Genomic DNA, 22,473 nt, shown 5'->3' with positions numbered 1-22,473 from the left:
TGCTATCTTTTGTAACTCCTTGCCATTTCTGTAAAATTACTTTTAAATGTTTTTTAGGAATGTTTCTCGGGATGCAAATGATTTGCATAGAATATTTATGATAAGGATAACGATACGATGAAAAATTTCTTTAAAATAGGACTACTGACTAGCGCTGTTTTATTTTTATCTGCTTGTGATCAACTTGATTTAGATAATAAAAAAAATAAGTTTTATTACAGTAATCCAAGTGAAAAAGTCATTAGTTTTAGCGTCGATGGTAAAGAATATCAGGTAGAGCCGGGTAAAAATGGCTACATAACACTATCACCTGGTGAGCATAATTTAAAAGATAGTGCCGGTAATGATGCTCGATTTATGGTTTATGATAATAATAATGGTGGCATATTAAATCCGGATAATTTTATGTATTACACCCTTTCTGAAGTTTATGCCGTAAAGGGAAAAACAGATCAATTTAAGCCTGTCGATTACCCCGTTATTATTAATGGCTATGAATTTGAGCTTCCTGTGCGTAGTACTAATGCCACATTAATTGATGGTAATGTTTTTCAGTGTACTTATGCCTTAGGCGAGCCATTTCCTAATGAAATTCGCACTCGCAATAAAAATAATGACGGTAGCATAAAAAATAAATGCTTTGATAAACCTGAATTTATTAAATATATTTCAGCGGAATACAGTAAAGATTTAGCGCCGTTTACTCAAGAAGATGAATATAACGACTCTGTTAATCTTGATTTAGACTATATGTTACCAACAGCAGAATTTACCGATCCTGATATTCAAGCTGAAGCTGAAGAGCTAGTTTCATTATTAAATCAAATTCAAGCAAGTGAAGATCCGAAGATCCATAACACATTAAAAGATAAACTTTATAAGGCGACACTTGCTGTCTCTAGCGCGTATGCTAATAGAGCCGTGAAAGACACGGTAGAAGACAACAAGTATTACAACCATTTTATGGAAGAGAGTGGTAAATTCCAATCTTACGGTATATTACCTAAAGAGTAGGTATTCAAAGAGTAAAAAGCTATTTAATTCAATTATAAGCCATCCAATCGGGTGGCTTTTTTAACGTATTTAAGTCACAAAAAGAGAAGAACATAACTGGAGATCTCTATGTCAACAACACAAACTAAAATAAAAAATAACGATATTACTCTTCGCCTCACACAAATTGATGATGCAATTAAATTACCTGCTATCGAGCAATCAGCGGGGCAATTATTTAGCACCTTAGAAGATTTAAGCTGGATAAGTGAAAGTGGCGTACAAAGCGTTGAAAAACATTTAGCTTTTATTAATCATAAAGGGCATTGGGTGGCTGTTAATAGTGAAAATGAACCCGTCGGTTTTATTATGACGACGCCATTACCTGAAAGTTTATTTATTCATGAACTGTCAGTAAGTGAAGCTTGGCAAAATAGAGGTATTGGTAAGTTGCTTATTCAAAAAGTAAAAGACGAAGCAAAGGCACATCAATTTAGTGCCGTTACGTTAACGACGTTTCGCCATGTTCCTTGGAATGCACCGTACTATCAACGCTTAGGCTTTTCTATTTTACCAGAAAGCGAAATTCCTCATTCTTTGCAAGAAATCTTAGATGATGAAGTTGAAAGCGGGGGATTTGTAAAAGAAACGCGCTGTGCAATGAAATTTGAGGTTTAGCTTCTCTTTGGATGAGAGGGTGTCGGAACTAACAACCAGTAAATCAAAAAGCAAAAAATAAGCGAGCTAAGCAACCAAGGTCGGTTGCTTATACATTTATTCACTTCAATTATTTCACTTCAATCGGTTTTCCACGTAGTAATGGTCTTACCCAAAAACGATTAGGGTGTAAGGCATTTAACACGCTATCTTCAACGGGAAAGGGTTCATCAAAAATTTGGCTTGCCAGAATTTCAGCCGATAACGGTGCTGAACATAATCCACGAGAGCCAAGCGCACTGATAATATAAAGCTGATGATAAGCGGGTGCTAAAGCGGGGATTTGTCTTCTACGCTTAAATCTATCTAAATGCGTGTATTCCACTCGCAATTTATCAAAATCAGGTACTTCGCCTAATAACGGTAAGTGATCGCGAATAGTGCAACGAATACCAACTCGCGCTTCATTTTGGCTAAAATCAACTTCTTTAATCCAAGGGGCTTTGGCTAAACACTGTATAAGATGTGCTTGGTTGTTTTCTTGCTCTTGAGTCGAGACCGCTAAATCTAATCGATCACGGCTAAAACTTGCACCTACACAATGCAAATTATCTTGATTATCGACAGGGGTAAAATAGCCATCATAACAAAGTACCGTTTTTAGTTTTGATAATGTCTTTGTTGTTTGAATATGGCTAACTTGACCTCTGACTGCGCTAATGGGTAATTTTTCACTTTGAGTAAAGTCTACAATTCGATGCCCATTTGCCAAAATGACGCAATCATGTTGTGATTGATATTGTGTCGTACGCTCTCCATCGTGATGAACAATATTTAAGCACCAAGATGTTTCCTGTGTACTTATTTGAGTGACTTGATGATTAAATCGCAACACTAATCCTAATTGTTCTGCGTACTTTAATGTATTGATTGTTAGCTCAGTCGGTGAAAGCCAGCCCGCTTGTGGATAAAACAAAGCATCATAATTAATGTCTATTCCGCTGAGTTTATTGATTTCATTTTTATCGAGATAACACGCAATTTGAGCAAAAGGTATGGAATTATCGATGATCCTCTGTACTTTTTTACGCACTTTATCGTTATAAATAACCTGTGCAACGCCAGACCATTGATGTGAAAAAGGAATACCTATTTTACTCAGATTGTCATAAGTGCGGTGAGCAAATAGAAATGCGGTTGTAAAAAATTGTTCTAGTTCATCGGATTTGCCATTGAGCAAAGGATATAACACACCTTGTCGATTGCCTGAGGCATTAGTTGCAGGCTGTTTATCTTCACAATATAAAGTGACATTGGCACCCCGTCTTAGGCAGGAAAGAGCCATAAATGTGCTGGCGATACCGCCACCTATAATTGCAATATTCTGTGCTTTTGTTGCACTTGGTCTTGCATAGTAAGGGAGAAACTCAGGAGATGGAGTATGTGGAAAAACACCTGCCAGCATCTCTCTTTTTTGGCCAAATCCTTTGATTTTATTTATCTCAAAACCGACACTCTGCAAACCTCGTTTGACGATCCCTGCGGCAGTAAATGTTGCAAATGTGCCGTTTTCTCTCATTGAATCAGCCATCGATTGGAAGAGAGTTTCACTCCACATTTGTGGATTTTTAGAAGGTGCAAAACCATCTAAAAACCATGCATCCACTTTGTTATGTAGCGCTTGGCGAGTTTGGGGTAACAATGTGTTGATATCACCAAACCATAAATCCAATGTAATTGTTCCATCAGCAAGAATAATGCGGTGGCAACCCGCAATGGCTAATGGCCATTGAGAACAAAGCGCTTGTGAATATTTTTCGAGTTCAGGCCAATGGCGATGTGCGGCTCGTAAATCACTTTTAGTTAGAGGGAATTTTTCGAAACTTACATAATGAAGGCGTTTTACACGAGAGTCAGGAGATGTTTGCCTAAATTGCTCGAAAGCTTGCCATAGTGTTAGAAAATTAAGCCCAGTACCAAATCCTGTTTCTGCGATAACACATTCAGAGCGTACATGTGTACCAAAACGTGATGGAAAATGATTTCCATGCAAGAACACATGTCGAGTTTCTTCTAGACCGTCTTGGTTTGAAAAGTAAATATCGCCAAATTGTTCAGAGATAGGTGTACCAAGTTCATTCCAACTTAAATACGCAGTATTTATCGGGCTATTATTCACGGAACTGCCTGTATTTCTCGAAAAATTTATCCAATATCTTAGCGCTGTTAGATGGCTTGTGCCAGCCTTAAAGGGGAAAGTGTTTTATCAGCTTATCTTTATTTTTGTAAAAAAGATCCTGATCGGACTTGTTCAGCGTACAACTGTACGCTAAAGTGCTAGTCAGAAATCCCGCAGCTACAACTATTATTGTAAAGAGGTATGAATGAAGCGCGCAGTGATCACGGGTCTGGGTATTGTTTCGAGCATTGGTAATAACCAGAAAGAAGTGCTGGATTCTTTAAAAGAAGGTCGTTCCGGGATAACTTTCTCAGAAGAATTTAAAGAGATGGGGCTTCGTAGCCACATTTGGGGCAATGTTAAGCTTGATACTGAAGGTCTTATTGACCGTAAAATCCGCCGTTTTATGAGCGACGCATCGGTTTATGCCTATTTATCTATGCAAGAGGCAATTGCCGATTCAGGTCTAACAGAAGACCAAGTCTCAAATATCCGTTCTGGCTTAGTCGTTGGCTCTGGTGGTGGTTCTCCACGTAACCAAGTGCAAGGTTCTGATGGCATGAGAGCGAAAGGTCTACGTGGCGTAGGTCCTTATATGGTAACTCGTGCAATGGCATCAGGTGTTTCAGCTTGTTTAGCAACACCTTTCAAAATTAAAGGCGTTAACTATTCAATCAGCTCTGCTTGTTCAACATCAGCACACTGTATTGGTCACGCCGTTGAACTTATCCAGTTAGGCAAACAAGATGTTGTCTTTGCTGGTGGTGGTGAAGAGTTAAGTTGGGAAATGACCTGCGAATTTGACGCAATGGGCGCACTTTCAACTAAATATAACGAAACACCAACCAAAGCTTCTCGTACTTACGATAAAAACCGTGATGGTTTTGTTATCGCAGGCGGTGGCGGTATTGTGGTGGTTGAAGAGTTAGAACACGCATTAGCGCGTGGTGCTCATATCTATGGTGAAGTCGTAGGTTATGGTGCAACATCTGATGGTGCAGATATGGTTGCTCCTTCAGGTGAAGGTGCTGTACGTTGTATGCAAATGGCAATGCAAGGTATTGATAAAGTTGACTATATCAATACACACGGTACTTCAACGCCAGTTGGTGATCTAAAAGAGCTTGAAGCTATCACTGAAGTGTTTGGTTCGCATACTCCAGCTATCTCAGCAACAAAAGCCATGACAGGTCACTCATTAGGTGCTGCTGGTGTGCATGAAGCAATTTATAGCTTACTGATGTTAGAGCATGGATTTATTGCACCAAGCATCAATATCGAAGAATTAGACGATAAAGCAAAGGGAATGAATATCATTACTCAACCAACCGAACAGAAGCTGGAGACTGTAATGTCAAATAGCTTTGGTTTTGGTGGTACGAATGCTTCATTAGTCATGAGCAAATATAAAAAATAGTTAGATATACTTATATTTACTTATAAAAAAAGCAGGCTTCATTTTAATGAGGTCTGCTTTTTTATTTGAAATTCATTATACATAATAATTTATTATTCTAATAAAGATATCTTTCGAATAAAAATCATTAAAAAAAGATTATATAAACAACGCTTAAAAATACCTTTCCTAATAGTTGCTCATTTTATTACTCTAATAAAATAGACAAATTTTGTTAATATATTGTTTATATTGAGAAAAATAAATTAGCTTCATTTTATTTCAATCGTTTAATTTAATTTGACCCGAAATTATTAAATATTTTGTTTTATATGGGGTTAGGAGAATGGAAAGGTTGAATAAGGCAAAAAGAGCGCAAAAAAATTGATCTGGGTTATTTTATTACAAATAAGTAGAAGCTATTTAATATAAAAGTTGGTAATGTTTGCCACGGATACTTGTATTACTTTATATTTTATACTTTGATTTCTTGTGTCAGTTTTATTTATTAAACCTAACATATGAATGTGACCGGCTAAGAATTTAGCCGGCATTTTTTTATTGTTGTCTTTTTGACATTGACTCACATCTCCTGATGACAATCTGCTTTTTTCTGAGCAGACTGACGTCGGAAATTCAGTGGTGTTCTAAGTTGTTGCACTAAGAGCACACCTAGTAACACAATACCACCACCCACTAAGTGATAACTATGCATTTCTTCACCGAGAAGTGCGATAGCAATCATTGCAGTAAATAATGGCATTAGGTTCATAAATATAGAGGTCGTATTTGCACCTAATTTCATCACACCTAAAATCCACAGATAAGGTGCAAGAATAGAAGCTCCGATACCTGCAAAGATAACTAATCCAATATTATCTTTTGTTAACGCAACACTTTCGGCAAGAAAGAAGTTTGGCAATAATAACAGAACACCAAATCCAATTTGCACATAAAGTGATTGCCAGTTAGGTAGTGCAATTGACCATCGTTTTGTTAATACACCATAAAGGGCGTATGACGCCGAAGCAATAAACATCATCAGCTCACCATAACCCAAACCTTGGGAAAGTAGCTGAGAGGGTTCGCCACGGCTAATTAGCCAAACTAAGCCACTAATTGAAAGCACTGTGCCTAAAACAATACCTACCGTAGGTACAACACGTAAAACAAAAATACTAATAATAACGGTTAATAATGGGATGAGAGAGTTCAAGATCCCCATAAATGTTGCACTAACATAATGTGCTGCATAATAAGCTAAACTTTGGTACATCACCATCCCTAATGCACCAAGAATAAATAATTTCCACCAATATTGTTTGACGGTTTTACGATGATGCCAAACTGGCATAATCAAAAAAGGTGTCATAATTAAAAAGGCGAGGAACCAACGATAAAAAGAGATTGCAGCAGGATCGATAACAGACGCGGCTGCTTTATTGACGACTGCATTAATGGACCAGATTAGCACCGCTAAAAGCGGAAAAATTGCGTTTTTCATTGTTCTCACATCTATTTTTAAACCAGGTCGCTATTGTAAGTCTGTCTGATTAGATATATATAATGAAAACCAGACAACATGTAGACCAATAAAGACAACATGACAAGAGAACAACATAAAGATGACAATTGAACAACAAAAAATGCAATGGTTATTGTCTGATCCCGATACGGTTCGATTTCGTGATGAGCAACTATTAGCTGAAACAGAGTTTGTTTATCATCAACATGATTTTGGTCAGTTACTTTATGTGATTTCTGGTGTGATGGATTTAGAAGCCGGAGGACAGCGGTTTTTAGCGCCACCAGAATTTAGTGTATGGATACCCAAAAACGTAGGGCATGCCAGCTACAATAAAAAAACACTCTCTTTTAAGGTACTAGATATCGCACCAAGTTGGTGTGAAGGATTATTAGACAAACCTTGTTTGATTCAATTAAGTGCTATTTTTTCAACTATATTTTCCGATTTTTTTCATCGTGGTGTGTGTAAACCACAAACAGAAGAAGATTTTCGCTTAGCTCAAGTACTAATTGATCAACTTAAAGCTTCGCCAATACATCATACATATTTACCATCTTCTAAAGATAAATTACTGGCTCCCATACTTTCTGTATTAGAGCAGGACCCGGCAGATAATACCTCGTTAGAAGAATGGGCTAAAAAGCGTTATACCTCAGAAAGAACACTTTCTCGTCGTTGCCAACAAGAATTAGGTATGTCATTTAGTGAATGGCGTAAGCGCCTACGCTTTTTACATGCAATTTCTTTATTAGAGCAAGGGAAAAGCGTGAATGAAATCGCATTTGATGTGGGATATAGCTCTTCATCTTCATTTATTGCGATGTTTCAACAATATGCTGGTACAACACCGGAACGTTTTCGTCGATTACCCAATTGTTAAGCCTTCTTTTCATATATTTACTTAAAATCTAGGCGGATTTTACTGTCAATAATAGGCTTTGCTGTGAATAAGTGGCAAAATAGACCGCTTAATTTTATTTTTCGATTGATTGTTGACACACATAAATACCAAATCAGTGAGATAACACCGTGAAAATTCTGGTTGATGAAAATATGCCTTATGCGGAACAACTTTTCCGCCAATTAGGTGAGGTAAAAGCTGTTTCTGGTCGCCCATTACCTACTGATGAGCTGAATGATTCTGATGCCTTAATGGTGAGATCAATTACTAAAGTCAATGAATCCTTATTATCAGGCAAGCCAGTAAAATTTGTTGGAACTGCGACTGCGGGTTTCGATCATGTCGATATTGCATGGTTAAAACAGCAACAAATTGGTTTTTCATCAGCCCCAGGTTGTAATGCTATCGCGGTTGTTGAATATGTATTTTCTGCTTTGATGATATTAGCTGAGCAAGATAGCTTTCAATTAACCGATAAAGTCGTTGGTATTGTTGGTGTAGGAAATGTGGGGGGGCGATTAGCAACACGCCTTCGCGCATTGGGTGTCAATGTTTTACTTTGCGATCCACCAAGAGCAGATAATGGTGATGATGAAGAGTTTCATCCATTGGAAACACTGTTAGAAAAAGCAGATATTCTAACTTTCCATACACCTCTCAATAAATCAGGCCCATACAAAAGTTATCATTTAATTAATGAGAGCAACCTCGAAAAATTACCTGAAGGACGCATTTTAATTAATGCGAGCCGTGGCGAGGTTGTTGATAATCAAGCATTATTGTCTGTACTTGAGAAAGGTAAATCCTTACGTGTTGTATTGGATGTTTGGGAGCCAGAGCCAGATCTCTCTATTGAGTTATTAAATAAAGTTGATATCGCAACACCACATATTGCGGGTTATACCTTAGAAGGTAAGGCGCGTGGTACAACTCAAGTTTTTGAAGCTTATTGTGATTTTATTGGGCAGCCTCAACAAGTTGAATTATCAACTCTGTTGCCTGCACCGACTATTTCCACCATTTCAGTACAAGGTGAGTTAACACAAACACTTTTAAAACAACTTATTCATCTTGTTTATGATGTGCGTCGTGATGATGCCCCATTACGGAAAGTGGCAGGAATAAAAGGGGAGTTTGATAAATTACGCAAATTTTATCCTGTACGTCGTGAGTGGTCTTCACTCCATGTCATTTGTGACAATCAAGCTACGGTTGATACATTAAATACAATTGGCTTTAGTGCTACATATAAAAGTGCCACACACAAATAAAGCAAAATATTATTTTTAAAAATTTCTGGTATTGGAGGATATCTTATGGGAGAAGGTTGGAATATTGCAGTTGTTGGTGCAACAGGCGCTGTTGGTGAAGCGATTTTAGAACTGCTACAAGAGCGTGAATTTCCCATTGGTGAATTAACGGCAATCGCAAGTGAAGATAGCATTGGGAAATCAGTGCGTGTAAATAGCAAAAGTGTTGCGGTTAAAGGTATTCACAATATCGAGTGGGCTGATATTCAATTAGCTTTTTTTGCCGCACCAACAGAAATCAGTGCGCAATATGCACAACAAGCGGCTGATGCTGGCTGTATTGTTATTGATTGCAGTGGCATTTTTGCAATGGATTGGGATGTACCGCTGGTGGTTCCAGGCGTGAACAGTGCAATGCTAGCGGAATATCGTACTCGTAATATTGTTTCAATTGCTGATAGCATGGTGAGCCAATTATTACGTGCCATTAATCCATTAACAGAATCTGCGGGTTTAACGCGTCTTAGCGTGACAAACTTAATGTCGGTTTCTCGTTTTGGAAAACAAGCTGTAGATGAACTGGCAGGGCAAAGCGCCCGTTTACTTAACGGTATCCCTCCTGAATTAGGTCGCTTTAATAAGCAACTAGCATTTAACATCTTACCTTTAATGGTTGATGACGAAGGCTCTATACAAGAAGAGCGTCGTATGGTTGACCAAATTCGTAAAATTTTGCAAGACGAAGGCTTACCCATCTCCGTTACTACGCTGCAAGCGCCTGTTTTCTATGGTAATGCACAGTCCGTGCAATTAGAAACCTCACGCCCAATGGGAAGTGATGAAGCGCGTGAAACATTACAAGAAAATGAAGATCTTAATATTAGTGATGAAAATGATTTTCCAACTCAAGTCACTGATGCTTCAGGCAATGTGAGCTTGAATTTAGGTTGCTTCCGTAATGATTATGGTATGCCAGAAGCATTACAATTTTGGTCAGTAGCAGATAACGTGCGCTTTGGCGGGGCATTAATGGCAGTTGAAGTTGCAGAGCAATTAATGCAGGAGCAGTTTTACTAATGAATGCGCAAGTGAGTGCTGAAGTGGCAGAACAACCTTTGACTGAGTCAGAGGTTACTTCTGAAAGCACAACAATCAAAATTGCTTTAGGCGTTGAATATGATGGTAGTCGCTATTATGGCTGGCAACGCCAAAATGAAGTGCGCAGTGTACAAGAACGGTTAGAAAAAGCACTTTCACAAGTGGCTAATGAACCTATATCTGTGTTTTGTGCGGGGAGAACTGACGCTGGCGTACATGCAACAGGGCAAGTTGTTCATTTTGAAACAACGGCACATCGTAAAGATCCCGCTTGGACTATGGGGGTGAATACCCATTTACCTGCGGATATTGCAATACGTTGGGTAAAAACAGTTTCTGATGATTTTCATGCTCGTTTTAGTGCAACAGCAAGACGTTATCGCTATGTGATTTTTAATCACCGTTATCGTCCTGCTATCTTGTCATCTGGAGTGACGCATTTTCATTATCCTTTAGATGCTGAACGTATGCATCAAGCAGCGCAATGTTTACTTGGTGAAAATGATTTTACTTCTTTTAGAGCTGTCCAATGTCAATCGCGAACGCCATGGCGTAACGTTATGCATGTCAATGTTTCCCGATATGGTGACTATGTTGTGGTGGATATCAAAGCGAACGCGTTTGTTCACCATATGGTGAGAAATATTGTTGGCAGTCTTCTAGAAATAGGGTGTGGCAATCAGGATATTACTTGGATGGCTGAATTATTAGCCTTAAAAGACAGAACTAAAGCTGCCGCAACAGCGAAAGCGAATGGATTGTATTTAGTTTCGGTGGATTATCCTGATCATTTTGAATTACCAAAACCTGCAATGGGCCCACTATTTTTAGCGGATAACCCTATTGAGATATCTCAATCATAAAGACACCCAGTTTTCTGAGGATTTATGGAAATATTAACACAATTTGTTGATTTAATTAAATTTTTAATTGATTTTATTTTACATATTGATGCACATTTAGCAGAGCTTGTCGCACAATATGGTACATGGGTCTATGCCATTTTGTTTCTTATTGTTTTTTGTGAAACAGGGTTGGTGGTAACGCCTTTCTTACCCGGAGACTCCTTATTATTCGTTGCTGGTGCTTTAGCCTCATTAGAAACTAATGATGTGAATGTCCATATTATTGTTTTACTGCTACTTTGTGCAGCCATTTTAGGTGATGCGGTTAACTATTCTATCGGGCGGCTTTTTGGTGAAAAACTATTTAGTAAGCCTAATTCAAAGATTTTCCGTCGTGAATATCTAGATAAAACCCATGCTTTTTATGAAAAGCATGGTGGTAAAGCAATAATTTTGGCAAGATTCGTGCCGATTATCCGAACTTTTGCACCATTCGTTGCAGGAATGGGGAAAATGTCATATCGTCACTTTGCCTTTTATAATGTTACTGGGGCAATTGCATGGGTACTACTATTTACTTATGCAGGATACTTTTTTGGTGACTTAGATATAGTTCAAAAGAACTTAAAATTGCTAATTGTTGCCATTATTGTTATTTCTATTTTACCGGGCGTTATTGAGATCTTACGCCATCGCAGAGCGAGTGCAAAAGCAAAGAAAGAAAGTGATAACAAAGAGGTTTGAGCAGTTATCATCAGTTTTTGCCGTAGAATAGCCATAATAAAGAGATGCGCTGAAATTCAGTAAGCGGTATCATCATAAACTTTGCTAACCACACAGCCAGTGCATTGTGGTTGATACGCTAACAATAATTTTACTGGCGAAGGTCAGATTCAGACGAAAAGGTCCATTAATGAGCTGGATTGAAAAAATTCTAAACAAAAGCACTATCACAAGTTCACGTAAAGCCAATATCCCAGAAGGGGTTTGGACTAAATGTGACAGCTGTGGGCAGGTACTCTATCGCGCAGAATTAGAGCGTAATTTAGAGGTTTGTCCTAAATGTGATCACCATATGCGCATTTCAGCGCGCCGTCGCCTTGAGACTTTCCTTGATTCAGGAAGTACAACAGAATTAGGTAGCGAATTAGAGCCTAAAGATATTCTGAAATTCCGCGACTCTAAAAAATACAAAGACAGAATCAGCGCTGCTCAAAAACAAACGCAAGAAAAAGACGCATTAATCGTGATGAAAGGAACGCTGAAAAAGATGCCAGTTGTTGCTGCATCCTTTGAATTTGCGTTTATGGGCGGTTCAATGGCTTCTGTTGTTGGCGCTCGTTTTGTTCGTGCTGTTGAACAAGCATTAGAAGATAACTGCCCATTAGTTTGTTTCTCTGCAAGTGGTGGCGCTCGTATGCAAGAAGCGCTGATGTCATTAATGCAAATGGCAAAAACCAGTGCAGCATTAGCAAAAATGCAAGAGCGTGGTTTACCTTATATTTCAGTTATGACTGACCCTACAATGGGTGGCGTTTCTGCCAGTTTAGCGATGTTAGGGGATATCAACGTTGCTGAACCTAAAGCATTGATTGGTTTTGCAGGACCTCGCGTTATTGAGCAAACAGTACGTGAAAAACTACCTGCAGGTTTCCAACGCAGTGAGTTCCTGCTAGAAAAAGGGGCGATTGATATGATTATTCGCCGTCCTGAAATGCGTGATGAGCTGGCTGAATTACTGGCTAAGCTGACTCAGTATGATTTAGTTGAAGATGAAAATGAAATCATCGGTGAAGAAATGATTGCTGATGAAATTGAATCTACAGACAACGAGCCAGAAATTAACATCGAAACGAATAAAAAAGAAGATGTCTAATATCATAACTGCTCCTAAAGCCACATCGCCTTTGTCGGTGTGGCTTTCTTATCTTGAACATTTACACTCTAGTGCCATTGATATGGGGTTAGAGCGAGTCGGCAAGGTAGGAAAAATATTAAACGTGTTACGTCCTGCGCCGAAGGTAATCACTGTCTCAGGCACAAATGGAAAAGGCACAACCTGTCATATGCTAGAGTCAATCTTGATGGCATCAGGATTGAAAGTCGGCGTTTATAGCTCTCCTCATCTTGTTCGTTATACAGAACGCGTTCGTATCCAAGGCAAAGAACTCGTCGAAGATGCTTTTTGTGATGTTTTTGCTGAAATTGAACAAGCTAGAGGCGATATCTCGCTAACCTTTTTTGAATACGGCACTTTAGCTGCGCTGAAGTTATTTCAACAAGCACAACTTGATGTTGTTATTCTTGAAGTAGGATTAGGCGGTCGGTTAGATGCGACAAATATCGTTGATGCAGATATTGCTGCTATCACAAGTATTGCCCTCGATCATACTGATTGGTTAGGTGCAGATAGAGAGCATATTGGTCACGAGAAAGCCGGTATTTTCCGAGCCAATCACTATGCTGTTGTGGGTGAGCCGGATATGCCTCATTCCATTGCACAAGTAGCCAATGAAAAACACGCCAAGCTTTTTCGTCGTGGAACAGATTGGTCTTTTGTTATTGAAGGCGATCACTGGCAGTGGCGTTGTGCTGACTGTGAATTTGATGCGTTGCCAATCCCTAATATTCCGCTAGCCAATGCGGCGACAGCGATGGGTGTTATTCGTTGCTTGCTTAAATCTGATGATAAAGTCAGTCAAGCAATCACACAGCAAAGCATTGTCGAAGGTATGTCTCGTGCTCAATTACCGGGTCGTTTTCAGGTAATTTCTCAACATCCTTTGGTTATCTTTGATGTGGCACATAATCCTCATGCAGCAGGATATTTAGCGGAAAAATTATCACAATTACCACAAAAATCTGATACTCAAGTGCGTATTGTTGTTGGTATGCTGGGTGATAAAGATATAGCAGGAACATTAGCGTGCTTAACGCCATTGACTGATCATTGGTATGTCGCTCCACTTAATGAGTTTCGTGGTGCTTCTGTGGATGTGTTAGCTCAGCATCTTGAGAAACCAATGGTATTCGATAGTGTTGAAAAGGCATGGCAACAAGCAATGTCTGATGCTGCTCCTAACGATATCGTTGTGGTTTGTGGCTCATTTCATACTGTCGCACATGTGATGGAACTTTTGGAAAAGGAGAGTGTGGGTGGCAAGTAAATTTCAAAATCGCTTAGTCGGTGCCGTTGTATTGGTGGCAGTAGGGGTCATTTTTTTACCTGCACTGCTCGACGGCGATAAGAAATATAACGAAGACCAGTTCGCCTCTATTCCTTTAGTACCCAAACCCGGTGATGAGCAAGAAATAGAATCTATCGCCCCGATAGAGCAAACCGCAGTGCCTTCTACTCCATCAGAAGGCGCATCTGAAGGTATGCTTTCTGAAGCAGTGACAGGCGTTGAGCAACCTGCTGTTACAACGTCTGAACCGCCTGCGGTGGTACCTGTTACACCACCGGTACAACCACAACAACCACCACAGCAACCACAACCACAGCCAGCGCCTCCTGCTGTAGTTACGCCACCTGTGCAACCACCAGCACCACCAGTGCAAGAAACTAAGCCACCAAAAGGCGAGGCTTGGGTTGTTCAATTAGGTGCGTTGAAAAATGCGGCGAAGGTAGAAGAAATTATTGCAAAAATGCATTTCTCAGGTTATCCGGTATATACCGTACCCGCACGCCCTGTTGCTGGGCAAGTGACTCGAATTTACATTGGTCCTAGTGCATCTAAGTCAGAATTACAGGCTATTTTGCCTCATTTAAAAGAACTTACGGGTTTACAAGGTGAGGTAAGGGCATATAAGCCTTAATTTTTCTAAACGAGTCATCAGATGAGTGATGTAACAAAGCGTTAACTTATTGCGGCGATTATGATTTTTCATATCGCCGTAAATTATTTTGAAATTAGCGAAAATTAGCATTACGCAAACGTTTTCGTTTTCTGTTAGAATGCTTCCGTATTAATGCGGAGCATCATTATTGGATAAAGAATTTATGGTCTGGATAGATTACGCCATCATTGCCATTATTGGTTTTTCCGCATTAGTCAGCCTGATCCGTGGCTTTGTTCGTGAAGCATTGTCACTCATCACCTGGGGTTGTGGTTTCTTTGTTGCTAGTCAGTTTTATCCTTATCTTGCCGTCTATTTTACCCGGTTTGAAGATGAGCTGGTTCGTAACGGGATTGCAATAGTCACGTTATTTATTGCAACACTGATTGTTGGTGCTGTTGTGAATTATGTGATTAGCTCTCTTGTTCAACGCACAGGGTTATCAGGTACAGATCGTGTATTGGGGGTCTGTTTCGGGGCTTTAAGAGGTGTGCTGATAGTCTCAGCATTACTTTTTGTTTTAGGCGCATTTACGCCTATGGCAGATAGCGCTGATTGGCAACGTTCGGAGCTTATTCCTCAATTCAACCATATTATTAGGTGGTTCTTTGACTACCTGCAAAATGCGTCAAGTTTCGTGTCGGAGAGAATATAACCTCTCCGTCTGGCTGATGAGGATCTATTCATGTGCGGTATTGTCGGTATCGCTGGAGCTAATCCAGTAAACCAATCAATTTATGATGCGTTAACGGTGTTACAACACCGAGGTCAAGATGCAGCAGGCATTGCAACAATAGACGGTAACAACGGTTTCCGTCTTCGCAAAGCGAACGGACTGGTTAAAGATGTGTTCGAAACTCGTCATATGTTGCGTTTAAAAGGTACTATCGGGATAGGGCATGTCCGTTATCCAACAGCGGGTAGTTCTAGTGCATCAGAAGCGCAGCCTTTTTATGTGAATTCACCTTTTGGTATTACGTTGGCGCACAATGGTAATTTAACCAATGCGCATTTATTACGTCGCCAATTATTTGAAACAGCGCGTCGCCATATCAATACCACCTCTGATTCTGAAATATTACTCAATGTATTGGCATATGAATTAGACCGTTTTGACCATTTTCCGCTGGAGCCTGATAATATTTTTGCAGCCGTTGCAGCAATGCATAAAAAACTCCGTGGGGCTTATGCTTGTGTTGCTTTGATAATCGGTCATGGTTTACTGGCTTTTCGTGATCCCTTTGGTATTCGTCCTTTAGTATTGGGTAAACGTACCTTAGAAGATGGTCGCCATGAATATATGGTTGCATCTGAAAGTGTTGCACTTGATACATTAGGTTTTGAATTTTTACGTGATGTTGCACCGGGTGAAGCGGTGTATATCACAGAGCAAGGGCAACTCTTTACTCGCCAATGTGCTGAAAATCCGCAGTTAATGCCTTGTTTGTTTGAGTATGTTTACTTTGCTCGCCCTGATTCTTTTATCGATAAAATTTCGGTTTATAATGCGCGTTTACGCATGGGGCAGAAATTAGGCGCCAAAATTGCTAAAGAGTGGGATGATTTACATATTGATGTCGTGATCCCAATCCCTGAAACATCTTGTGATATTGCCTTAGAAATTGCGCATATTCTCAATAAACCTTATCGTCAAGGCTTTGTCAAAAACCGCTATGTTGGTCGTACCTTTATTATGCCGGGTCAGCAAGAGCGCCGTAAGTCAGTAAGGCGTAAACTGAATGCAAATCGCGCAGAATTTCGTGATAAAAATGTTCTGTTGATTGATGACTCTATTGTACGTGGCACAACGTCAGAGCAAATTGTCGAACTTGCAAGAGAAGCGGGTGCAAAAAAAGTCTATTTTGCCTCAGCAGCACCAGAAGTTCGCTTCCCTAATGTGTATGGTATTGATATGCCAAATGCCAATGAGCTTATTGCTCATGGACGTGAAGTGGATGAAATTCGTAAATTAATTGGTGCTGATGGGCTTATTTTCCAAGATCTCACTGATTTAATCGCAGCAGTACAAGAAGAGAATCCTGATATTAATCAGTTTGAATGTTCTGTATTTGACGGTGTTTATATTACGAAAGATATCGACCAAGATTACTTGGATTATTTAGAAAATCTACGTCGTGATGATGAACATAAAATTCGTGATCAGAATGAAATAGAAAATTTAGAAATCTATAACGAAGGCTGATTTTTCGGTAATATACCATCCTTATAAAGCGTCGATGCCAGTGTGTTCTGCATCGACGCTTGTTTTTTGAGGGTTAATCATCATAATGATTAACAAAGGTATATATTCTGAGGATTATAATGAAAAAGCTGATAGTTGGGCTAACAGGTGCCAGTGGTGCAATTTACGGTATACGTTTATTAGAAATACTAAAATCTGTGCCGCCAGTTGAAACACATTTAGTGATTAGCCAAGCTGCACGCCGTACGATTTCATTAGAAACTGATTATTCGCTAAAAGATATTCATGCTTTAGCAGATGTGATTTATGACGATCGCGATATTGGCGCATCTATCTCTTCAGGATCGTTTCGTGTTAATGGAATGGTCATATTACCATGCTCAATCAAAAGCCTGTCAGGCATTGTTCATAGCTATACAGATACTTTAGTCACTCGCGCTGCGGATGTGGTATTAAAAGAAGGGCGTAAGTTAGTGTTATGTGTGCGTGAAACGCCACTGCATTTAGGTCATTTGCGATTAATGACACAAGCTTCAGAGTTAGGTGCAGTGATTATGCCACCAGTACCTGCATTCTATTTTCAGCCTAAAACAATTGATGATATTGTTAATCAAACAGTAAATCGTGTACTTGATCAGTTTGAGATTGATTTACCTGATGATTTATTTCAAAGGTGGGAGGGCGATAAGCCAAGTCGCTAAGTATATTCCTCATTCTTCAAGTTGCAGCGTTACTCGTCATACTTCAAGTTGTAGCGTTGTTGACTGCGTTTACTCGCGCTAGTCACATACTATTGTATGCTCCTAGCGACTCATTCACTTGTCGCCTAGCTACACCTTGAATTATTTAGAGTATTTACTCGTTATTCTTCAAGTTGCAACGTTGTTGACCGCGTTTACTCGCACTAGTCACATACTATTGTATGCTCCTAGCTATACCTTGAATTATTTAGAGTATTTACTCGTCATTCTTCAAGTTGCAACGTTGTTGACTGCGTTTACTCGCACTAGTCACATACTATTGTATGCTCCTAGCTATACCTTGAATTATTTAGAGTATTTACTCGTCATTCTTCAAGTTGCAACGTTGTTGACTGCGTTTATTCGCACTAGTCACATACTATTGTATGCTTCTAGCGACTCATTCACTTGTCGCCTAGCTACACCTTGAATTATTTAGAGTATCCTATTGGTAGAATGCCTATTTCGAATTAAAAGAGATCATTTTCCTGTGGTAATAATATCTTTTAATGCCTCTTCTAGTTGTGGATAACGGAACTCAAAGCCGGCATTGAGTAATTTTTCAGGAATGGCTTGTTGCCCACCCAATACTAATGCCGCGCTTTCACCCATTATCAAACGTAATAGGCTTTCGGGAACAGTCATTAAGGCTGGGCGATTAAAGGTCTTTCCTAAAAGGCGAGTGAACTCTTTATTTTGCACAGGGTTAGGGGCAGTTAGGTTAAAAGCACCTTTAGCGTTTTGGGTCTTAAGCAAGAAAACAATCGCACTGACCATATCATCAATATGTATCCACGGCATATACTGTTTTCCGCTTCCCAATTTGCCGCCTAAACCTAACTTAAAAGGTTTGCTCATTTTAGGCAGTGCGCCACCGAGAGTTGAAAGTACAATCCCTGTACGCAACAAGCAAACGCGAGTTAATGGTGTTTGAGCTTCAAGCGCGATACGTTCCCATTTTGCACAAAGCTCATGTGTAAACTCAGGATTTGCTGGTGTCTCTTCTGTAACTCGTGTATCACGTTGATCACCATAGAAGCCTACTGCGGAGCCAGAAATAAAAACAGCAGGGGGAGAATCGCTAGCTTTAATCAAATCAACCAATTTCTGGGTTAAATGACAACGGCTATTAATCAGTTTTTGCTTTTGAGAAGGTGTCCAACGGTTATCTGCAATAGGTTCTCCAGCAAGATTAATAACGGCATCAAACTCATTAAGATTTTGTTTATCGTTGAGTTGAGTCCAGCAGGTGATTTCATTACAAAAATGCGAATAAACTTTTTGAGGCGAACGAGAAAGCACCGTAATATCATTATTGGCGAGTGCAAGCTCACAAACTAATGCTTTGCCAATTAATCCTGTACCACCTGTGATAAGTATTTTCATCACAATCCTCCTGATCTGCTTGCTTGATAAAGAATAAATATCATCCTGATATATGAATTACCTATATTAGCCAAAGAGTTTTTTCGTTGCTGGGCGCTGGCTTATGTTGTTTAGCCATTTATCAATTGCGGGATAATTTGCCAAATCAATATTGTGGTGAGCGTGTAATCTAGCCCATGTATATGTGGCGATATCCGCAATGCTGTACTCTTTGCCTCCAAGGTAAGGTGAGTGCGCTAACCTTTTCTCTAATACGCTATATAAACGCAGTGTTTCTTCAGTATAACGTTTAATCGCATAAGGGACTTTTTCTGTGGCATAACGGGTGAAGTGATGATTTTGTCCCAACATTGGACCAAATCCACCGACTTGCCAAAACAGCCATTGTAGTTGTGTTATTTTTTCCCGTAAATTTTGACTGAGCAATTTGCCACTTTTTTCAGCTAGATAGATAAGAATAGCACCTGATTCAAAAATAGTGATAGGTTCACCGCCATCAATAGGTGAGTTATCTACAATTGCAGGAATTTTATTATTGGGTGAAATGGCTAAAAATTCAGGTTTAAATTGATCACCTTTACTAATATCTATGTGATGTAACTGATAAGGTATGCCAGTTTCTTCAAGAAAAAGCGTTATTTTTTGGCCGTTTGGGGTATCTGCATAATATAAGTCAATCATTAAAGGCTCCAAAATAAAGTAGGCACTAAATACACAATATAATCACAGTCTGCCTTCTAACATCATAAAAAGCAAAAAAGCGCAAGATGGATAAAACAAGTTACGTATGATTATTGTAGTGGTGAAAAATAGTGATTTTGGTATATTCAGGATAAAAATTACGATCGTTTAGTATCGGTTAAAAAAGGTTTGTTGAGGATGGAACAAGAAAAGACGGCATTGGTTGAATGGGTTGATATTGTTGATGATAAAAATGAAGTCGTTGCACAAGCAACACGTCAACAAATGCGAGCTGAAAATCTAAGACATAGAGCAACTTATATCGTTGTTCATGATGGAATGGGGAAAATCTTGGCGCAACGTCGCACTGAAATAAAAGATTTTTATCCCGGTTGGTTAGATGCTACTGCGGGCGGGGTGGTTCAACAAGGTGAAAATTTACTTGAAAGTGCGCGTCGTGAAGCAGAAGAAGAGTTAGGTATTGCGGGCGTCCCTTTTGCGGAGCATGGTCAATTTTATTATGATGATGACAGTTGTCGTGTATGGGGAAGCTTGTTTAGCTGTGTTTCTCATGGACCTTTCGCACTGCAAGCAGAAGAAATTGAGGAAGTGTGTTGGTTAACTCCCTCTGAAATTACTGAGCGTTGTGATGAATTCACGCCTGATTCATTAAAAGCCCTCTCTCTTTGGTTAACGCGTAACAACAGTACACGCCTAGAAAGTAGAGAAACCGTAGATTAAGGGGTGCTTTGCCCCAACTCAAATTGATAAGCATAGTTGATAACGGTATCTTCGAATATAGCGTTATCATCTTCGTCTCTTAAACGCTGTAAAAGTGCAATCAGATGTTTTCCTGCCTCTTTTCCCATTTTATGATAATCAAAACGAATTGATGTAAGAGAAGGGGATATCTGATCACTATTTTCAGAACCTTCTAAACAAGCGATAGCCAGATCTTGTGGGATCTTAATTAATCGACGTTGACACTCAAAAATCATACCTAGTGCAATACTCTCATGGCTACAAATAACCGCATCTAGTTCGGGTTGGCGCAATAAAATCTCTGTTAATGCCTGCCGACCGTATGCCATAGATGCGGGATCAGGCGTAGTGACACTTTGCTCAGCATTTAAATAATTTTTGAGTAATGCGCGTGACCAACCTGTTATTTGCTGGTGGTGTAGGCGTTGCCCTTGTAACGCACCAATATAGCCAATACAACGCTTTCCTTGGGTGACTAAATGGTTTGTTAAATCATATGCAGCTTGCTCATAAGAACAATCAATACTAATAGCTGCTTGTTCATCGGATTGACTGGCAACACTGACAACAGGCACATTGGCATTACTGATATGTAAAAAATGCGTTGGGCTAAGTTGTGAACCAAAGATGACTAATGCAGCAGGATTACTTTGTAATAGCATATTAATCACATCACTGGCTTTATGAGGTTGATGCTCATAGCAACCCACCAAAATTTGATACTGATGGCGATTGAGGATTTGTTGTAAAGACTGCATAAAATCTGCACTGGCTCTATCTGTAAAAGAGGGCAACAGTACCGCAATAATATGGCTTTGTGCTGAAGCTAAAGCACCTGCCGAGGCATTAGGAATATAGCCAAGTTCCTCTACGGCTTGATTAACTTTTTCTCGTAATTTATCAGAAACTAATTCAGGGGTTCGCAATGCACGAGAAACGGTCATTGATCCGACTCCTGCATGTTTAGCGACATCTTGTAATGTGACGCGACCTGTATTTCGGCGCTTACGTGTTTTGATCATGTGTGATTATGCTTGCTTAGCCTATTTTATTAACCGCAGATCCTACCTGAAATCTTCTTATTATGCTGAAACAATACAGTGTCAATTGTTGGCATTTTCTGCAATTAACATTTCATTAAAATGATAGCGCTATCACAATTACGAATGATCTATCTAGATAGCGCTACCATTAATGATTACTATCCTTAATAACGAAGCTCAAAGAGAGTCTTATTGAGGTTACAAGTATGCTTAAAACGTTATTAACACCAGATGTGGTACAAGTGGTTCCAAACGTTAGCGATTGGCGAGAAGCCGTTAAAGTGGCGTGCCAGCCATTAATTGATAAAGGTTGTATTGAACCTCGTTATATCGACGCTATTTACAAATCACACGAGAAAATAGGGCCATATTATGTATTAGGTCCTGGAATTGCGATGCCTCATGCGCGTCCCGAAGATGGTGTTAATCAACTTTCACTTGCTTTAACTATTGTTGAGCAAGGTGTTGAGTTTGGTGCAGATGAAAACGATCCGGTGAAATTATTGATTGTTTTGGCTGCAACAGATAACGATAGCCATATTAATGCCATTGTAAAATTAGCTGAACTTTTTGATAACGATACAGATATTCAAAAGCTATTTAATGCAAAAAGCAAAGCGGATGTATTAGCCGTTATCAACAACTATTAAAGACAATTTAAATTACCAAGGGGAATATCATGAAAATTACTGTTGTGTGTGGAAATGGTTTAGGTAGTAGCTTAATGATGGAAATGAGCATCAAAAGTATCCTAAAAGATCTTTCTGTGAATGCAGAAGTCGATCATGTTGATCTGGGATCAGCAAAAGGTACTCCAAGTGATATCTATGTTGGTACTCGTGATATTGCAGAGCAACTCAATTCACAAGCGGTAAATGGAAAGGTTGTTTCACTGGATAACATGATTGATAAAGTGGCGATGAAAGAGAAGCTTTCGGTCGCATTACGTGAATTAGGCGCGTTATAAGGAG

The 22,473-nt window shown here is 39.4% G+C and carries 22 protein-coding genes; 17 read left to right on the top strand and 5 right to left on the bottom strand.

From position 1 onward, the window contains the following. Positions 1–117 precede the first annotated feature (117 nt). Complete coding sequence (locus tag BTA34_RS10660; protein ID WP_151435597.1) at positions 118–1,014, top strand: hypothetical protein; 897 nt, start codon at positions 118–120, stop codon at positions 1,012–1,014. A 108-nt stretch (positions 1,015–1,122) separates the two neighbouring features. Beyond that, a complete protein-coding gene (locus BTA34_RS10655) occupies positions 1,123–1,671 on the top strand; it encodes a GNAT family N-acetyltransferase (RefSeq protein WP_151435596.1) in 549 nt (182 codons plus the stop codon). Positions 1,672–1,780: 109 nt separating this feature from the next. On the opposite strand, the gene mnmC is transcribed toward BTA34_RS10655, so the two are convergent. Then, entirely contained in the window at positions 1,781–3,829 is a 2,049-nt protein-coding gene (gene mnmC, locus BTA34_RS10650; protein WP_151435595.1) for a bifunctional tRNA (5-methylaminomethyl-2-thiouridine)(34)-methyltransferase MnmD/FAD-dependent 5-carboxymethylaminomethyl-2-thiouridine(34) oxidoreductase MnmC, read from the bottom strand. 205 nt (positions 3,830–4,034) lie between these two features. Between mnmC and fabB the strand changes: the two genes are divergently transcribed. Further along, entirely contained in the window at positions 4,035–5,246 is a 1,212-nt protein-coding gene (gene fabB, locus BTA34_RS10645; RefSeq protein WP_023581685.1) for a beta-ketoacyl-ACP synthase I, read from the top strand. 562 nt (positions 5,247–5,808) lie between these two features. On the opposite strand, the gene BTA34_RS10640 is transcribed toward fabB, so the two are convergent. Continuing rightward, positions 5,809–6,729, bottom strand: a complete 921-nt coding sequence (locus BTA34_RS10640) for a DMT family transporter (RefSeq protein ID WP_151435594.1) — start codon at positions 6,727–6,729, stop codon at positions 5,809–5,811. Between the two features lie 121 nt (positions 6,730–6,850). Between BTA34_RS10640 and BTA34_RS10635 the strand changes: the two genes are divergently transcribed. The 11 genes from BTA34_RS10635 to BTA34_RS10585 all read left to right on the top strand — a co-directional run bounded on the left by BTA34_RS10635 (position 6,851) and on the right by BTA34_RS10585 (position 17,591). Next, positions 6,851–7,633, top strand: a complete 783-nt coding sequence (locus BTA34_RS10635; protein ID WP_151435593.1) for an AraC family transcriptional regulator — start codon at positions 6,851–6,853, stop codon at positions 7,631–7,633. Positions 7,634–7,782: 149 nt separating this feature from the next. Further along, on the top strand, positions 7,783–8,925 hold the full coding sequence (gene pdxB, locus BTA34_RS10630; RefSeq protein ID WP_151435592.1) for a 4-phosphoerythronate dehydrogenase PdxB: 1,143 nt from the start codon (positions 7,783–7,785) through the stop codon (positions 8,923–8,925). A 45-nt stretch (positions 8,926–8,970) separates the two neighbouring features. After that, the gene (locus tag BTA34_RS10625) at positions 8,971–9,981 is read left to right on the top strand and encodes an aspartate-semialdehyde dehydrogenase (protein WP_151435591.1); all 1,011 of its coding nucleotides are present in this window, start codon (positions 8,971–8,973) and stop codon (positions 9,979–9,981) included. Beyond that, positions 9,981–10,865, top strand: coding sequence for a tRNA pseudouridine(38-40) synthase TruA (truA, locus tag BTA34_RS10620; RefSeq protein WP_151435590.1), 885 nt, complete (start codon positions 9,981–9,983; stop codon positions 10,863–10,865). Before BTA34_RS10625 ends, truA begins: the two co-directional genes overlap by 1 nt. A 24-nt stretch (positions 10,866–10,889) precedes the next feature. Continuing rightward, positions 10,890–11,591 (top strand): DedA family protein, encoded by a 702-nt coding sequence (locus BTA34_RS10615; RefSeq protein ID WP_151435589.1) that lies wholly within the window; start codon positions 10,890–10,892, stop codon positions 11,589–11,591. A 169-nt stretch (positions 11,592–11,760) separates the two neighbouring features. Continuing rightward, positions 11,761–12,723 (top strand): acetyl-CoA carboxylase, carboxyltransferase subunit beta, encoded by a 963-nt coding sequence (accD, locus tag BTA34_RS10610; RefSeq protein ID WP_151435588.1) that lies wholly within the window; start codon positions 11,761–11,763, stop codon positions 12,721–12,723. Continuing rightward, a complete protein-coding gene (gene folC / locus BTA34_RS10605; protein WP_151435587.1) occupies positions 12,716–14,014 on the top strand; it encodes a bifunctional tetrahydrofolate synthase/dihydrofolate synthase in 1,299 nt (432 codons plus the stop codon). The genes accD and folC overlap by 8 nt, the downstream gene beginning before the upstream one ends. Then, complete coding sequence (gene dedD / locus BTA34_RS10600) at positions 14,004–14,666, top strand: cell division protein DedD (protein WP_151435586.1); 663 nt, start codon at positions 14,004–14,006, stop codon at positions 14,664–14,666. Before folC ends, dedD begins: the two co-directional genes overlap by 11 nt. 184 nt (positions 14,667–14,850) lie before the next feature. After that, on the top strand, positions 14,851–15,342 hold the full coding sequence (cvpA, locus tag BTA34_RS10595; RefSeq protein WP_023581692.1) for a colicin V production protein: 492 nt from the start codon (positions 14,851–14,853) through the stop codon (positions 15,340–15,342). Between the two features lie 30 nt (positions 15,343–15,372). Beyond that, positions 15,373–16,890, top strand: a complete 1,518-nt coding sequence (gene purF, locus BTA34_RS10590; protein WP_075670606.1) for an amidophosphoribosyltransferase — start codon at positions 15,373–15,375, stop codon at positions 16,888–16,890. Positions 16,891–17,009: 119 nt separating this feature from the next. Next, entirely contained in the window at positions 17,010–17,591 is a 582-nt protein-coding gene (locus BTA34_RS10585) for a UbiX family flavin prenyltransferase (protein ID WP_151435585.1), read from the top strand. A 519-nt stretch (positions 17,592–18,110) separates the two neighbouring features. Here the strand turns inward: BTA34_RS10585 and BTA34_RS10580 are convergent. Both BTA34_RS10580 and BTA34_RS10575 read right to left on the bottom strand, forming a co-directional pair. Continuing rightward, entirely contained in the window at positions 18,111–19,016 is a 906-nt protein-coding gene (locus BTA34_RS10580; RefSeq protein ID WP_151435584.1) for a TIGR01777 family oxidoreductase, read from the bottom strand. Positions 19,017–19,082: 66 nt separating this feature from the next. Next, positions 19,083–19,697, bottom strand: coding sequence for a glutathione binding-like protein (locus BTA34_RS10575; protein WP_151435583.1), 615 nt, complete (start codon positions 19,695–19,697; stop codon positions 19,083–19,085). 198 nt (positions 19,698–19,895) lie between these two features. Here BTA34_RS10575 and yfcD point away from each other — a divergent pair, with 198 nt between their 5' ends. Beyond that, positions 19,896–20,438 carry an NUDIX hydrolase YfcD gene (yfcD, locus tag BTA34_RS10570; RefSeq protein WP_151435582.1) on the top strand — a complete coding sequence of 181 codons (543 nt, stop codon included), beginning with the start codon at positions 19,896–19,898 and terminating at the stop codon, positions 20,436–20,438. Here yfcD and BTA34_RS10565 read toward each other — a convergent pair. After that, on the bottom strand, positions 20,435–21,481 hold the full coding sequence (locus tag BTA34_RS10565) for a LacI family DNA-binding transcriptional regulator (RefSeq protein ID WP_151435581.1): 1,047 nt from the start codon (positions 21,479–21,481) through the stop codon (positions 20,435–20,437). The genes yfcD and BTA34_RS10565 overlap by 4 nt on opposite strands. 227 nt (positions 21,482–21,708) lie before the next feature. Between BTA34_RS10565 and BTA34_RS10560 the strand changes: the two genes are divergently transcribed. Together BTA34_RS10560 and BTA34_RS10555 are read left to right on the top strand one after the other, a co-directional pair. Continuing rightward, positions 21,709–22,152: a PTS sugar transporter subunit IIA gene (locus BTA34_RS10560; RefSeq protein ID WP_098942351.1), complete on the top strand. Its 444-nt coding sequence runs from the start codon at positions 21,709–21,711 to the stop codon at positions 22,150–22,152. 29 nt (positions 22,153–22,181) lie between these two features. Next, positions 22,182–22,469 carry a PTS sugar transporter subunit IIB gene (locus BTA34_RS10555; RefSeq protein ID WP_069367973.1) on the top strand — a complete coding sequence of 96 codons (288 nt, stop codon included), beginning with the start codon at positions 22,182–22,184 and terminating at the stop codon, positions 22,467–22,469. The last annotated feature ends 4 nt before the right edge of the window (positions 22,470–22,473 follow it).

Source organism: Proteus sp. CD3 (assembly GCF_008808075.1).
Lineage (GTDB): Bacteria > Pseudomonadota > Gammaproteobacteria > Enterobacterales > Enterobacteriaceae > Proteus > Proteus appendicitidis.
This window is presented reverse-complemented; position numbering and strand designations above follow the sequence as displayed.